Annotated in this window: 15 protein-coding genes; all 15 read right to left on the bottom strand. The window is 69.9% G+C overall.

Annotated elements, in window-relative coordinates; translation table 11 throughout:
• Positions 1 to 74 precede the first annotated feature (74 nt).
• A complete protein-coding gene (gene flhA / locus VGU03_RS04200) occupies positions 75 to 2168 on the bottom strand; it encodes a flagellar biosynthesis protein FlhA (protein WP_327478892.1) in 2094 nt (697 codons plus the stop codon).
• Positions 2169 to 2180: 12 nt separating this feature from the next.
• The gene (gene flhB / locus VGU03_RS04205; protein WP_327478894.1) at positions 2181 to 3317 is read right to left on the bottom strand and encodes a flagellar biosynthesis protein FlhB; all 1137 of its coding nucleotides are present in this window, start codon (positions 3315 to 3317) and stop codon (positions 2181 to 2183) included.
• Between the two features lie 7 nt (positions 3318 to 3324).
• Complete coding sequence (fliR, locus tag VGU03_RS04210; protein WP_327478896.1) at positions 3325 to 4107, bottom strand: flagellar biosynthetic protein FliR; 783 nt, start codon at positions 4105 to 4107, stop codon at positions 3325 to 3327.
• Between the two features lie 9 nt (positions 4108 to 4116).
• Positions 4117 to 4386: a flagellar biosynthesis protein FliQ gene (fliQ, locus tag VGU03_RS04215; protein ID WP_327478898.1), complete on the bottom strand. Its 270-nt coding sequence runs from the start codon at positions 4384 to 4386 to the stop codon at positions 4117 to 4119.
• Between the two features lie 73 nt (positions 4387 to 4459).
• Positions 4460 to 5272 (bottom strand): flagellar type III secretion system pore protein FliP, encoded by an 813-nt coding sequence (gene fliP, locus VGU03_RS04220; protein WP_327479043.1) that lies wholly within the window; start codon positions 5270 to 5272, stop codon positions 4460 to 4462.
• A gap of 17 nt (positions 5273 to 5289) precedes the next feature.
• Positions 5290 to 5676, bottom strand: a complete 387-nt coding sequence (fliO, locus tag VGU03_RS04225) for a flagellar biosynthetic protein FliO (protein ID WP_327478899.1) — start codon at positions 5674 to 5676, stop codon at positions 5290 to 5292.
• A gap of 32 nt (positions 5677 to 5708) precedes the next feature.
• Entirely contained in the window at positions 5709 to 6044 is a 336-nt protein-coding gene (fliN, locus tag VGU03_RS04230; protein ID WP_327478900.1) for a flagellar motor switch protein FliN, read from the bottom strand.
• A complete protein-coding gene (gene fliM / locus VGU03_RS04235) occupies positions 6041 to 7054 on the bottom strand; it encodes a flagellar motor switch protein FliM (RefSeq protein WP_327478901.1) in 1014 nt (337 codons plus the stop codon). Before fliM ends, fliN begins: the two co-directional genes overlap by 4 nt.
• 13 nt (positions 7055 to 7067) lie before the next feature.
• Positions 7068 to 7586, bottom strand: a complete 519-nt coding sequence (locus tag VGU03_RS04240) for a flagellar basal body-associated FliL family protein (RefSeq protein WP_327478902.1) — start codon at positions 7584 to 7586, stop codon at positions 7068 to 7070.
• A 424-nt stretch (positions 7587 to 8010) separates the two neighbouring features.
• Complete coding sequence (locus tag VGU03_RS04245) at positions 8011 to 9018, bottom strand: flagellar hook-length control protein FliK (protein ID WP_327478903.1); 1008 nt, start codon at positions 9016 to 9018, stop codon at positions 8011 to 8013.
• Between the two features lie 77 nt (positions 9019 to 9095).
• Positions 9096 to 9527 carry a flagellar export protein FliJ gene (fliJ, locus tag VGU03_RS04250; RefSeq protein WP_327478905.1) on the bottom strand — a complete coding sequence of 144 codons (432 nt, stop codon included), beginning with the start codon at positions 9525 to 9527 and terminating at the stop codon, positions 9096 to 9098.
• Positions 9524 to 10867 carry a flagellar protein export ATPase FliI gene (fliI, locus tag VGU03_RS04255; RefSeq protein ID WP_327478907.1) on the bottom strand — a complete coding sequence of 448 codons (1344 nt, stop codon included), beginning with the start codon at positions 10865 to 10867 and terminating at the stop codon, positions 9524 to 9526. The genes fliJ and fliI overlap by 4 nt, the downstream gene beginning before the upstream one ends.
• Entirely contained in the window at positions 10864 to 11472 is a 609-nt protein-coding gene (locus VGU03_RS04260) for a FliH/SctL family protein (RefSeq protein ID WP_327478909.1), read from the bottom strand. The genes fliI and VGU03_RS04260 overlap by 4 nt, the downstream gene beginning before the upstream one ends.
• Positions 11472 to 12476: a flagellar motor switch protein FliG gene (fliG, locus tag VGU03_RS04265; RefSeq protein WP_327478911.1), complete on the bottom strand. Its 1005-nt coding sequence runs from the start codon at positions 12474 to 12476 to the stop codon at positions 11472 to 11474. The genes VGU03_RS04260 and fliG overlap by 1 nt, the downstream gene beginning before the upstream one ends.
• Before the next feature lie 6 nt (positions 12477 to 12482).
• The gene (gene fliF, locus VGU03_RS04270; protein ID WP_327478913.1) at positions 12483 to 14162 is read right to left on the bottom strand and encodes a flagellar basal-body MS-ring/collar protein FliF; all 1680 of its coding nucleotides are present in this window, start codon (positions 14160 to 14162) and stop codon (positions 12483 to 12485) included.
• Between the last annotated feature and the right edge of the window lie 43 nt (positions 14163 to 14205).

Raw genomic sequence — 14205 nt, forward strand, 5'->3', positions numbered from 1 at the left:
CTCGGCGAACTGCACGTTCCCCGTTCCCTGTTCCCTGTTCCCGCTGCACAAGAGCCATCACGCTTCTCCTAACCTCAACGACCCAGCGCCTGGACAAGCCGCACCCTGCGGTTGTCCGGCACCTCGTTGTAGGCCAGTACGTGCAGGTTCTGTGCCACGTGGCGGGTGAAGCGCGCGAGCCACGGCCGCAGCTGCGGCGGCACCAGCAGCACGGCCGGCTCGCCGCCCATTTCCTGGCGTCGCGCCGCGTCGGCGACGCTCTGCTGCAGGCGGTCGGCCAGGCCCGGCTCCACCGCCGCGCCAGCCACGCCGCCGCCGGCGAGCGAGTTCATCAGGATCTGCTCCAGCTCCGGCGCGAGCGTGATGACCGGCACCTCGGTGCCCAGCCCGGTGATCTCCTGCACGATCTGCCGGCCCAGCGCCACGCGCACGGCGGCGGTGAGCATGCCGGGATCCTGACTCTGCCCCGCGTTCTCCGCCAAGGATTCGACGATGGTGCGCATGTTGCGGATCGGCACCCGTTCGGCCAGCAGGTTCTGCAGCACCTTGACCACCACGCCCAGCGAAAGCCGCTTGGGCACCAGGTCCTCGACCAGCTTGGGCGCCGTCTGCGCCAGGCGGTCCAGCAGCTGCTGCACGTCCTGGTGGCTGATCAGCTCGTGCGCATGGGTCTGCAGGATGTGCGACAGGTGCGTGGCCACCACGGTGGCCGGATCGACCACGGTGTAGCCCAGGCTCTGCGCCATCTCGCGCTGGCCCTGATCGATCCATACCGCCTCGAGGCCGAACGCCGGGTCCTTGGTCTGGATGCCCTGCAGCGGGCCATGCACGCGGCCAGGATTGATCGCCAGCAGCCGCTCGCTATGCACCTCGGCCTCCCCCATCGGCACGCCCATCAGGGTGATGCGGTAGGTGTTGGGACCCAAGTCCAGGTTGTCGCGGATGTGCACCGCCGGGACCAGGAAGCCGAATTCCTGCGAGAGCTTGCGCCGCACCGACTTGATCCGGCCCATCAGCTCGCCGCCCTGGTGGGTGTCCACCAGCGGGATCAGCCGGTAGCCCACTTCCAGGCCGAGCGGATCGACGCTGGCCACGTCGTCCCAGCCCAGTTCCATGCGCTCGGGCGGCACCGCCGCTGCGGCGGCCGGCTCGGCGACGGCCTCGGCCAGCTTCTCGCGCGTCTCGCGCTCGCGCTTGATCATCAGGTAGGCCGCGCCGCCGCAGCAGCCGCCCAGCAGCAGGAAAGCCAGGTTCGGCATACCGGGGATCAGGCCCATCACGCCCAGCACCGCGCCGGCCACCGCCAGCGCGCGAGGCTGGCCGAACACCTGGCCGATCACCTGCTTGCCCATGTCCTGCGACTTGGACACGCGGGTGACGATCACCGCCGTGGAGATCGAGAGCATCAGCGCCGGCACCTGCGCGACCAGGCCGTCGCCGATGGTCAGCAGCGTATAGGTCCTGGCCGCCTCGCCGGCGCCCAGGCCGTGCTGCAGCATGCCGACGAAGAAGCCGCCGATGATGTTGATGAACAGGATCAGGATGCCGGCGGTGGCGTCACCGCGGACGAACTTGGAGGCGCCGTCCATCGAGCCGTAGAAGTCCGCTTCCTCGCGCACTTCCTGGCGGCGCTCGCGGGCCTGTTCCTGGGTCAGCAGGCCGGCGTTGAGATCGGCGTCGATCGCCATCTGCTTGCCGGGCATCGCATCCAGGGTGAAACGGGCGGTCACTTCCGACACGCGGGTGGCGCCCTTGGTGACCACCACGAAGTTGATGATGGTCAGGATCGCGAACACCACCAGGCCGACGGCGAAGTTGCCGCCGATCACGAACTCGCCGAAGGCCTCGATCACCTTGCCTGCCGCCGCCGGGCCGTCATGCCCGTGCAGCAGCACCACGCGGGTGGAGGCGATGTTCAGGGCGAGACGCAAAAGCGTCGCCATCAGCACGACCGTCGGAAAAGCGGCGAATTCCAGCGGCCGCATGACGTAGATCACCGCCAACAAAATGACGAGCGACAGCGCGATGTTGAAGCTGAAGAGCATGTCCAGCAGGAACGGCGGCAGCGGCAGCATGACCATGGCCAGCATGGCCAGCATCACCACCGGCGCGCCGACGCCGCGGCGCCCGAGCTGCTTGAGACTTTCCATTGCGCCTGCGGCGGCCATCTACGCTTCCTCTTAGAGCTTGTATGGGCCCATCAGGTCCGGATCGACCTCGGGCCTGGGCGCCGGCGGCGGCTCGTCGCCGCGTGCCGTCGCCTGCTTCAGCTGGTAGACGTAGGCCAGCACCTGCGCCACCGCCACGTACAGCGAAACCGGGATTTCCCGGCCCAGCGAAGTGGTGGCATACAAGGCGCGTGCCAGCGGCGGGGCCTCGACCATGGGAATGCGGTGGCCATCGGCGACCAGGCGGATCTGCTGGGCCAGCACGTCGACGCCCTTGGCGATCACGCGCGGCGCGCCGGCGCCGCTCTCGTCGTACTTGAGCGCCACGGCGAAGTGGGTGGGGTTGGTCACCACCACGTCGGCCTTGGGCAGCTCCTGCATCATGCGCCGGCGCGACATCTCGAACTGCACCTGACGGATGCGGCCCTTGAGCTCCGGGTTGCCCTCGGTCTCCTTGGCCTCGTCCTTCAGTTCCTGGCGGGTCATGCGCAGGCGCTTGGCGTGGTCGAACTTCTGGTAAAGGGCATCCGCACCGCCGACCAATGCCAGCAGCGCGCCGAACAGCAGCGCGGAGCGCCCCAGCAGCGACATCGCGCGCGCCACGCCCAGGGCCACGTCGGCACGGCCCAGCGCCTGCAGCTCGTCCACCGAATGCTTGAGCAGCAGCGCCAGCGCCGCGCCGATGAAGAGCAGCTTGAGCAGCGTCTTGCCCAGCTCCACCAGGCCGCGCATGGCGAAGATGCGGCCCAGTCCCTGGACCGGGTTCATCCGCTCGAACTTCGGCTGCAGCGCCTGGCCGCTGAAGCTGATGCCGCCCAGCAGCATGGGGCCCGCGAACACGGCCAGCAGCGTGGCCAGCGCCACCGGCGCGACCAGCATCAGCGCCTCGTGCACCGCCAGGCCCAGCACGCGGCCCGGCAGCGCATCGGAGAACAACGCCTCGCGGCTGTAGGAAAGGCCCAGCCGATAGATGATGCGCGCGTGACCCATCGCGCGCTCGCCGCCCGAGAGCAGCGCCGAGACGCCGGCCAGCACCACCAGTGCGCCGGAGAGATCGCGCGATCGCGGGACGTCGCCCTTTTCGCGCGCCTCCCTGAGCCGTTTTTCGGAGGGTTGTTCTGTGCGTTCCTGGTCGTCGTTCTCGGCCATGGGAGAATCAGCCTCCCACCAGCTCGTGCATCAGCGACCAGGCGCTGTCCTGCAGGGTCTCGAACGCCCCGGGCAGCGCGCGCAGGCCCAGCCACAAGGCGATCGAGCCCAGGCACAGGGTGATCGGGAAACCCACCGCGAACAGGTTCATCGACGGCGCCGCGCGGCTGATCGCGGCAAAGCCGATGTTGACCACCAGCAACGCGGTGACCGCCGGCAGCGCCACGCGCACGGCACCGGCGAACAGGTGCGCGCCGAACAGGACCACCGCGTGCAGGCCATCGGCATTGATCGCCAACGGCCCCGGCGGCAAGGTCTGGAAGCTGCCGGCGAGCAGCTCGATCAGCCGCAGATGCCCGTTGAGCGCCAGGAACAGCAGCGTCACCAGCACGGTGTAGAACTGGCTGAGCACCGGCGTGCTGCCGCCGCCGGCCGGGTTGACGATCTCGGCGAAGCCCAGGCTCATGCCCTGCCCCACCAGCTCGCCGCCGAAGGCCACCGCCTCGAACACCAGCTTGAGCACGAAGCCGACCGCGGCGCCCAGCAGGACCTGGCTAAGCATCGTCGCGATGCCGGCCGCGCTCAGCGGATCGATCGCCGCCGGCGCGAGCGGCGCCAGCACCAGGGTCAGCATCAGCACCAGGCCGACGCGGATGCGTGCGGGGATCATCGGCGCACCCAGCACCGGCGCGACCAGGCACAGCCCGCCGACCCGGCCCATCGCCCACAGCAGGCCGCCCAGCCACTGCTCGAGCTGGACGAGGTCGACCGACGCCACGCCGCCCATCATGCGGCCCCGCTACTTGACGGCACCGGGCAGCCCCTCGATGAGCTGCCGCGTGAACTGCACCAGCGTGCGCAGCATCCACGGCCCGGTGATCAGCGCCACCACCGCCATCGCGATCAGCTTGGGAATGAACGACAGGGTCATCTCGTTGATCTGCGTAGCGGCCTGGATCACGCCGATCAGCAGGCCCACGGCCAGCGCGGTGAGCAGCAGCGGCGCCGCGACAAGAATCGCCACGTAGAGGGCGTGCTGGCCGAAGGCGATGACGGATTCGGGGGTCATGGTTCGAAGCTGGGGAATCGGGAATAGTGAATAGGGAATCGGAAGAGCTACGAGCGTCAGTGCCCTTGGCGCGTCATGTGTAGAAGCTCCCTGCCAGCGTGCCGATCAGCAGCGTCCAGCCGTCCACCAGCACGAACAGCATGATCTTGAAGGGCAGCGAGATGATCATCGGCGAGACCATCATCATGCCCATCGACATCAGCACGCTCGCCACCACCAGATCGATGATCAGGAACGGGATGAACAACAGGAAACCCATCTGGAACGCGGTCTTGAGCTCCGAGGTCAGGAACGCGGGCATCGCCACGCGGAAGGGCACGTCGTCCCTGCTCGCGTAGGGCTTCTCCTTGGCCAGCCGGGTGAACAACTGCAGGTCGGCGTCGCGGGTCTGGTCGAGCATGAAGCGCTTGAACGGCGCGCTGGCGGCCGGCAGCGCCTGCTCGGCGGTCATCTGGCCGTCCATGTACGGCTTGACGCCGTCGCCGTAGGCCTTGTTGAACACCGGGCCCATGATGAACATCGTGAGGAACAGCGCCAGGCCCAGCAGCACCTGGTTGGGTGGCGTCGACTGCGTGCCCAGCGCCTGGCGCAGGAATCCCAGCACGATGATGATTCGCGTGAACGAAGTCATCATCAGAAGGATCGCCGGCAGCAGCGTGAGGACCGTCATCAGGCCCAGCAGCTGCAGCGACAGCGTCCAGTTCTTCGCGCCGCCCGGCGCGTCGTGCACGGTCAGCACGGGGATGCCGGCGCCCGCCAGGCTGGGGCTCGCCGGCATCGACAGCGCCGGAGGCGGCGGGGCGGCCTGGGGCGCGGCGAAGGTGACCAGCGGCAGCAACATCAGCGCGAGTGCGAGCCACCAGCGCGCGCCGCGGAACGACATCATTTTCACGACCTGCACTTTCACGACTTGCCTTTCCAGCGCGACAACAGTTGCGCGAAATTCGGAGCGGCCGGCGGCGGAGCCGGCGGGTTGGCGTCGGCCGGCGCCGCGCCCTCGTAAACGTGCAGGGTGCGCATGCCGCCCTGCCCCACGCCGACCAGCAGGCGCTTGCCATCGGCGTCGATCAGCAGCACGCGTTCGCGCGCACCCACCGCCATGGATTCCACGCAGCGGATGCGCCGCCCGCCCGGCAGGCTGCGCGCCTGCAGGCGGCGGCTCATCCAGCCGGCCACGAAGATCAAGGCGATCACCGCGGCCAGGCTGAGCAGCACACGCAACAGCTCGCCGCCGACGTTGATTTCGGCTGAGGAGACCGCTGGCGCCAAGGCGCAAGCCCAGCGCTGCACGTTCCCCGATTCCCGGTCCCCGTTCCCCTGCATCACCGCAGCTTGCGCACGCGCTCGGCCGGGCTGACCACGTCGGTCAGGCGGATGCCGAACTTCTCGTTGATCACCACTACCTCGCCGTGCGCGACCAGCGTGCCGTTGACGAACACGTCCAGCGGCTCGCCGGCGGCGCGGTCCAGCTCCACCACCGAGCCCTGGTTCAACTGCAGCAGGTTGCGGATGCTGATGCGGGTGCGGCCGACCTCCATGGCCAGGGTCACCGGCACGTCGAGGATCATGTCCAGGTTGACGTCGCCGCCCTCGACGGCAAAGCCGTTCAGGGCGTCGGATTCGATGCGGTCTACGACCGCGGCGTCGTTGGCAGTCATGCGCTTTTCTTCTCTGTGAACTCGCCGGACGCGCGCATCTCGCGGCGGCCGACATGGGCCTGGAACTGGATCGCCGTGTGGCCGTTGGCCTGGCCGAAGCGGCCGCGGAACACCGGCACGTCCTCGGCGAAGACGGTGCACAACTCGGGCAGCGTCACCGGGATCACGTCGCCGGGGCGCAGGCCGAGGAAATCGCCGATGGAAAGTTGCGCCTCGAGCAGAAGCGAACTCAGCTCGACCTCGGCGTCGAGCACCTCCTCGTGCAGGTGCTCGGTGAAGCGGTCGTCGCGGTCGGCCAGGTCGCTCTGCACGCCGGCGTCGAGCAGCGTGCGGATCGGCTCGACCATCGCGTAGGGCAGGGTCAGGTGGATCTCGCCGCCGCCGCCGTCGAGCTCGACGTGGAAGCGCGAGACGACCACGGTTTCCGTCGGGCTGACGATATTCGCGAACTGCGGATTGATCTCGGAGTTCAGGTACTCGAACTCCAGCGGCAGCACCGGATTCCAGGCCTCCGTCATCGCTCCGAACAGTTCCGAGAGCATGATCTGGATCACGCGGTTCTCGATCGCGCTGAAATCGCGGCCCTCGATGCGGGCGTGGAAGCGGCCGTCACCGCCGAAGAAATTGTCGATCACGGTGAACACCAGCCGCGGCTCGAACACCACGAGCGCGGTGCCGCGCAGCGGCTTGATCTTCACCAGGTTCAGGTTGCTCGGCACCGCCAGGCTGTGCACGTATTCGGCGAACTTCACCATCTTCACGCCAAGCACCGACACCTCGCAGCTCTTGCGCAGCACGTTGAACACGCCCAGGCGGAAGAAGCGCGCGAAACGGTCGTTGACCATCTCCAGCGTGGGCAGGCGACCGCGCACGATGCGGTCCTGCTGGGTGAAGTCATAGGACTGCACGGCATCGACCGGCAGCGGCTCGTCCTCGCCGGTGGCGACCGAACCGCCTTCCACGCCGTCCAGCAGCGCGTCGATTTCGTCCTGGGAAAGAAGATCGCTCATGGGCGCGATGGCCTCACTGCATCACGAAGCTGGTGAAGTACAGCGCGTCGATGCCGGGCTTGCCGGTGCGCGCCTCGACGATCTTGCGCACCGCCGCCAGCGCGTCGGCCTGCAGCTTCTGCTTGCCGGCGGGATCGCTGAGGATGGTGTAGTCCTGGCGGCTGAACAGCATGACGAGGGCGTTGCGCACGACCGGATCGACGCTCTTGACGGTGTCCAGCGCGGCCTGGTCGTGAGCCATCAGGGTCACGCCGACCTGCAGGTAGCGCATGGCTTCGTCGTCACGGAAATTGACCACGAAGGCGGGCTCGAGCGGCAGGAAGAGCTCCGGCTGCGGCTTGGCCGGCTTGGCCTCGCCGCCGTCCTTGTCGGCCACCGCGGCGCTCTTGTCGTGCCCGCGCATGCCGGTCAGCGCATAGGCGCACACGCCCGACACCGCCAGCAGCGCCACCACCAGGCCGATCACCAGCGGGGAGCGGCGCTTCTTGGCCGAAGCCACGGCTACCGCTACTTCGTCTTCCGTCATTGCCATGCCTTACCTCGATCCGTTTTTTTGTCTGTCGCAACGCCGGGCGCTGCTCTGCCAAGCCCATGTAGCAATCCGCATGCCACGACCGGAGGCCTTGGCCTGGCTAGGTTTGCGGCCGGCGCGGCGCTTTCTTGACGCGCGGCGGCCGGCAGGCGCGTCGCGATCACGGCGGGCGTCCGGAAGTCGGCGCGGGAAGATGGGAATGAGTGGACGACCGCTATTGAGGACTGCGGTGCTCGTGTTTCACAGGAGCCTCCAGGCGAAGGCCGCCCCCTCTCCCCAACCCTTCCCCCGGCGCAGCCGGGGGAGAGGGGGGCACAAGCCCACCTCGCCCTGGACCGCCGCGAGACACAAGCTCCCTCTCCCCCGGCGCAGCCGGGGGAGAGGGTTGGGGAGAGGGGGCGGCCTTGGCTCTAAGGCAGCCAGATCACGCGAACGTATCGAGCATTCCCAGCGCGGCGACCGGGGCACTGGCCACGGCGGCCGGCTCGAGGTCTGTGTCGCTGCGGGCACTGCCCGCTTCACCGCCGCGGGCGCCCTCGCCCTGCTGCTGGCGCTGCCCCACGTCAGCCTGGCCCAGGGTCAGGCCGTGGTGGGCGAGCAACGTGTCCAGCTGTGGCAGCGTCTGCTGCAGGGCGTGGACGGCCGCAGGGTGTTGCACGGCGAAGCTCACGTCGACGCGGTCCTGGTTGATGCTCACCTTGACGTCGAGCGCGCCCAGATCCTCCGGATGCAGGCGGATGCGTGCCTGCTTGACGTCCTGCGAACCCAGCCAGGCGATCTGCTGGCCCAGTTCCTCGTTGAAGGCCGGCGTACCGACCGGGCTGGCGATGTCGAGGCGGTGCGCGGGCGCCGCCGCGACGGGGGCGTTGTCGGGGGTGGCCAGCGGTGCGTTCGCCAGGCCGGCCAACCGGGCGGCATCCAGCGGTGCGTCCTTCTGCTCCGCGGGCTTGGCCAGCATCGGCGCGAGCGCGCCGGTATCCACGCCGACGGCCGGCTTGGCGGCCGTTGCTGCGGCGGCGGCACCGGCCAGCAGCACGAGGGCGGCCGGCGTGGCGCCCGCCTGGGCGCCGGTGACTGCCTTGGCCTGCACATGCGTCGCCGCGGTGGCCTGGGCGAGCGGCTTGGCCGGTGCGGCCTGGCCGATCAGCGCGAGCATCGCCGCCGCCAGCGCGGCGGCATCGGGGTTGACGGGTTCCTTGCTGGACTCCTCGGCCTGCGGCTTGTTGGCCACGGGGGCCTCCGACGCCGGCTTGGACTGCGCCTCGTGGTCGTCGTCGTGCGCGGGAGCGTCGCTCGAATCGCCCTGCTGCTGGCGCGCGGCATCCAGGTGGCGGTCGAAGCGGCGATCGCCGGCGGAGGTCGCCTGGTCGGCGGCCGGCCGCGCCGGCGGCGGCGTGGCGACGGGGTTCACGGCGGCGGTGGTCGCGCTCATGGGCACTTCCTCGGGGTAGCGTCAGGCAACGGGCGTCATGCGGGGACCAGCAAACATCGCGCCAAGCATGTGCGTGGTCAGCGCGCAGGCCGGCGGTACTGCATGCGCTCGTCGACCTGGTTCTGCTCGTGCCGTTCCTCGGCCTTGCGGTCCTGCTCGCGGTAGCGGTCGATCACGTTGTCCAGCGCGGCCTCGCGGGCATGCGCGTCACGCCATTGCGCCCCCGCCTGATCCAGCAGTCGGCGCTGGCGCTCGATTTCCAGCACCTGCTGGGCGATCGCGCGATCGATGCGTTCGACGAATTGCTGGCGGTTCATCAGCGCGGTGGCCGTCAAACCGCCGACGCTCGGCGGTGCGGCGTAGTCCTGGCGGTAGCCGCGCAGCTCGGCGAGCTGGCGCTCGGCCTTGGCCAGGCGCTGCTGCTGCTCGGCCAGCCTGAGCACGGCATCTTCGCTGCGCTGCTTGGCCTGGTCGGCGGCCGGCTGCAGGCGATCGGCGCGCTTGTTCATTGCGCGGCCTCGGCGGCGAGGGCGTTCAGCGCGGCGATGCCGGCGACGAGGTCCATCGGTTCGTCCACTTCCTGCTGCAGGAACGCGCGCAACTTGGGCCACATGACGATGGCCTGGTCGATCTGCGGGTCCGAGCCCTTCTGGTAGGCGCCCACCGCGATCAGGTCGCGTTGCTGGCGGTAGGCCGAGTAGACCTGGCGGAAGCGCTGCGCGGCGCGCTGGTGCTCGCGTTCGGTCACCGCCGGCATCACGCGGCTGATCGAGGCTTCGATGTCGATCGCCGGATAGTGGCCGGCCTCGGCCAGGTCGCGCGTGAGCACGATGTGGCCGTCCAGGATGGCGCGCGCGGCATCGGCGATCGGGTCGTGGCGGTAGTCGTCGCCCTCGGTCAGCACGGTGTAGAACGCTGTGATCGAGCCGACGCCCTCGGCGTCGTTGCCGGCGCGCTCGACCAGCGCGGGCAGCATGGCGAACACCGACGGCGGGTAGCCCTTGGTCGCCGGCGGCTCGCCTATGGCCAACGCGATCTCGCGCTGGGCCTGGGCATAGCGGGTCAGCGAGTCCATCAGCAGCAGCACGCGCTGGCCGCGGTCGCGGAACCACTCGGCGATCGCGGTGGCGTACTGCGCGCCGCGCAGGCGCTTGAGCGGCGGCGCGTCGGCCGGTGCGGCGACGATCACTGCGCGGCGGCGCCCTTCCACGCCCAACGTGTGCTCGACGAATTCCTTCACCTCGCGCCCGCGTTCGCCGATCAGGCCGACCACCACCACGTCGGCGTCGGTGTACTTGGTCATCATGCCCAGCAGCGTGGACTTGCCCACGCCGGAGCCGGCGAACAGGCCCAGTCGCTGGCCGCGGCCGACGGTGAGCAGCGCGTTGATCGCGCGCACGCCGGTGTCCAGCGGGGTGTCGATGGGCTTGCGCTGCATCGGGTTGATCGGCTCGGCCTTGAGCGCGGCGTGCTCGCCGGTGTCCAGCGGGCCCTGGCCGTCCAGCGGCACGCCGTCGGCGCCGATCACGCGGCCGAGCAGGCCGGCGCCCACCGGCAGGCCGCCGGCATGGGCGAGCGGGCGCACGCGCGCGTTGGGCAGTACGCCATGCATCTCGCCGACCGGCATCAGCAGCAGGCGCTCGTCGGCGAAGCCGACCACCTCGGTGTCGAGCTGGCTGCCGTCGGTGGTATCCACCAGGCAGCGCGCGCCGAGCGCCGCCTCGCAGCCCTCGGCTTCGAGGGTGAGGCCGACCACGCGGCGCAGACGACCTTCGACGAAGACCGTGGACGCGGTCTCGGCGCGCTGGCGGCGACGGGCCAGTTGCTCGGTCCAGGCGGCGCGGGTCATGCCTCGTCGCCCAGCACCGCATCGACCATCGCGGCCAGACGCGTTTCCACGCGGCCGTCCAGGCGTGAGCATCCGCTTTCGAGCAGGCAATCGCCGCGCGCGAGCGTCGGGTCGGCGAGCAGCTGCCAATGCGCTTCGGCCGCATCCAGTTCGCGCATCAGCACCAGATCGTCCGGGTGCAGCCGCACCCGCAGCTCGCGGGTGGCGGAGGGCAGCGCGGCGGCGGCCTGGCGCACGGCCCGGACGACGAGTTCCGGGCGCGCGGCCAGCTCGTGCGCGATCACACGGCGTGCGACCAGCATGGCGAGCTGCGCCAGCTCCTGCTCCACCGCCGTGTCCAGCGCATTGAGCGGGCGCGCGGCCTGGGCGCAGATCGACTCCAGCCGCGCCAGGTGCTCGCGCCCCTGCGCGCGCGCCTCGGCCAGGCCCTGGGCCAAGCCGGCGGCATGGCCTTCCTCATGCGCCTGCCGTTCGAGCGCTTCCAGGTCGCTGACGGTGGGATGGGCGGGGGCCTCGGACGGCGTGGGCGCCGACGGCTGACCCATCTGCGGCGGCTCCCAGCGCTGGTACCCGGCGACGGCGTCGCGGTTGAGCACGGCGCTCATCAGACCAGGTCATCCGAGCCGCCGAGGTTGATCTGGCCGGCGTCGGCCAGGCGCCGGGCGATGCCGAGGATCTCCTTCTGCGCCGCGTCCACCTCGGACACGCGCACGGGACCGGCCACTTCCAGGTCGTCGCGCAGCATGTCGGCGGCGCGCTTGGACATGTTGGCGAACATTTTTTCGCGGATCGAGGGCTCGGCGCCCTTGAGCGCCACGATCAGGCGCGGCGAAGGCACTTCGCGCAGCAGCGCCTGCATCGAGCGGTCGTCCAGCTCCACCAGGTCGTCGAAGACGAACATCAGGTCCTCGATCTTGCTGCCCAGGCCCGGGTCGTGGTTGCGGATGGCGGCCATCAGTTCGGCCTCGCGGCTGGTTTCCATGGCGTTGAGGATGTTCGCCGCGGCCTTCAGGCCGCCGACGCTGGCCGACTTGAGCTTGTTGGTGTTGCCGGAGAACTGGCGCTCCATGATTTCATCGAGCTCGTTCAGCGCGTGCGGCTGCACGCCGTCGAGCGTGGCGATGCGCATGATCGCGTCCGAGCGCGTGCGCGCCGGCAGGTAGCCGAGCACCTCGGCCGCCTGGTCGTGCTCCAGGTGCGCCAGCACCAGCGCGATGATCTGTGGGTGCTCCTGGCCGATCATCTCGGCGATGGCGCGCCCTTCCATCCACTTGAGCGATTCGAGCCCCTTGCTGGAGCGGCCCAGCAGGATGCGGTCGATCAGGTTGCCGGCCTTGGTCTCGCCCAGCGCGTTGGTGAGGATCTTGCGGATGTACTCCTCGGTGCCGACGCCGAGCGCGGTCTGGCGGCCCATGTCGTCGTGCAGCTTGGTGAGCACCTGGTCGACCTGCTCACGCGAAACCGAAGTGAGCACGGCCATGGCCTGGCCCACCGCCTGCACGTCGCGCGCGGACAGGTGCTTGAGCACCTCGGCGGCGTCCTGCTCGCCCAGCGTGAGCAGCAGGATGGCGGCGCGCTGGGCGCCCGTGATGTGGGTTTCCTGTTTCATCGACGCTTAACCGCCATCCTCGCCAACCCAATTGCGGACCACCTGGGCGACCTGCCTGGGATCGTCGCTGACCATGCGCCGGGCCAGCCCCACCTTCTGTTCATAGCCGATGACCTGTGTCGGTGCGGCGAGCCGGCTGCGCTCGTCTTCTCCGTCATCGGCCACGCGCACGGAAACCGTAGGCACGCGGCCGGCCGCGGCCAGCGCCGGTTGCGGCGCACCGCGCAGCAGGCCCTTGAGCAACGGGCGCAGCAGGCCGAAGGCGACGATGAGCGCGATCAGCACGCCGATCGCCTGTTTGATCAGGTCCAGCATGCCGGGTCGCTGCCAGAACGGCTGCTGCTCGGGCGCGTCGGCCGAGGGCGCCTGCTGGAAAGCCTGGTTGACCACGCTGACGCTGTCGCCGCGCGTGGCGTTGAAGCCCACCGCGTTCTTGGTCAGCTCGGTCAGATGGGCCAGTTCCTGCGCGGTGAACGGCGTGCTGGTGCTGCCCTTGGGCCCGGCCTCGTTCTTGTTGTCGAGCACCACGGCCACGGTCAGCCGCGCCAAGCGGCCGGCCGGGTCGCTGGTGTGGCTGATGGTGCGGTCCAGCTCGTAGTTGCGGGTGGCGCTGGAGGAACTGTCGCCGCTGTCGGCCTGCGCCGTGGCGGCGGGCGCGGCGGGCTTGCCGCCGGCGTTGGGGTTGGCGGCGGTCGGCTGCGCCGCCATCACCGGCGGCTGGTTGCTGAGCGCGCCGGGCACGCCGCCGTCGGCGGCGCCGCCGTTGCCGCGGCGATCGCTGCTGGTCTGCTCGCTGCGCAGGGCCGGATGGTCGTGGTCGAAGGTCTCGGTGGCCTTTTCGGTCTGGCTGAAATCCAGATCGACGAACACCTGCGCATGCACCTTGCCCGGGCCCACCAGCGGCGTGAGCAGCTGCTCGACGCGCTGGGCGTAGGTATTTTCCATCCGCGTGGCCAGGCGCAGGCGGCTGTCGCCCACCGCGGCGGCGCTGTCCGGGTCGGTGCCGGTCAATAGCTGGCCCTGCTGGTCGACCACCGAGACCTGGCGCGAGTCGAGGTCCGGCACCGAAGCGGCGACCAGGTGCACGATCGCCGCCACCTGGCTCCCATCCAGTTGCCGGCCGGGATAGAGCGTGACCAGCACCGAGGCGCTGGCCTGGCGGTCGTCGCGGATGAAGGCCGAAGGCTTGGCCAACGCCAGGTGCACGCGCGCCGAGCGCACGCCCTGCAGGCTGCCGATGGTGTTGCCCAGGTCCGCCTCCAGCGCCTGCTGGTAGCGCGTGCGCTCGGCCAGGTCGCTCATGCCGAAGGGCGAGTCGGCCTGCGGCACCGAACCGCTGGCGGCGGTGCCCTGCGGCAGCCCCTGCCCGGCCAGGCGCAGGCGGGTGGCCGCCAGCTCCGATGCCGGCACCATGATCGAGCCGCCGTCGTCGCCCAGCTTGTAGGGCGTGTTGGTCGATTGCAGCGCCTGCGTGATGGCGGCGGCGTCCTGCTGGCCCAGGCCTGCGTAGAGCAGGCCCCAATTGGGGCCGCGCGACCACAGCACCACCGCTACGCCCAGCGCCACGGCCGCGGCCATGCCGACCAGCAGCAGCAACTGGCGCGAAGCGGGGCTGCGCGCGAGCTGCTTGAGGTCGAAGCGGTTGGCGGGACTGTCGGTGGTGGTCGCGATGGCGTTGTCGGCCATGGGGAAGAGTCATCCGTAAAACTTGAAGAGGGAAACGCGCGGC

The sequence above is a fragment of the Frateuria sp. genome (assembly GCF_035944355.1).
Lineage (GTDB): Bacteria > Pseudomonadota > Gammaproteobacteria > Xanthomonadales > Rhodanobacteraceae > Frateuria_A.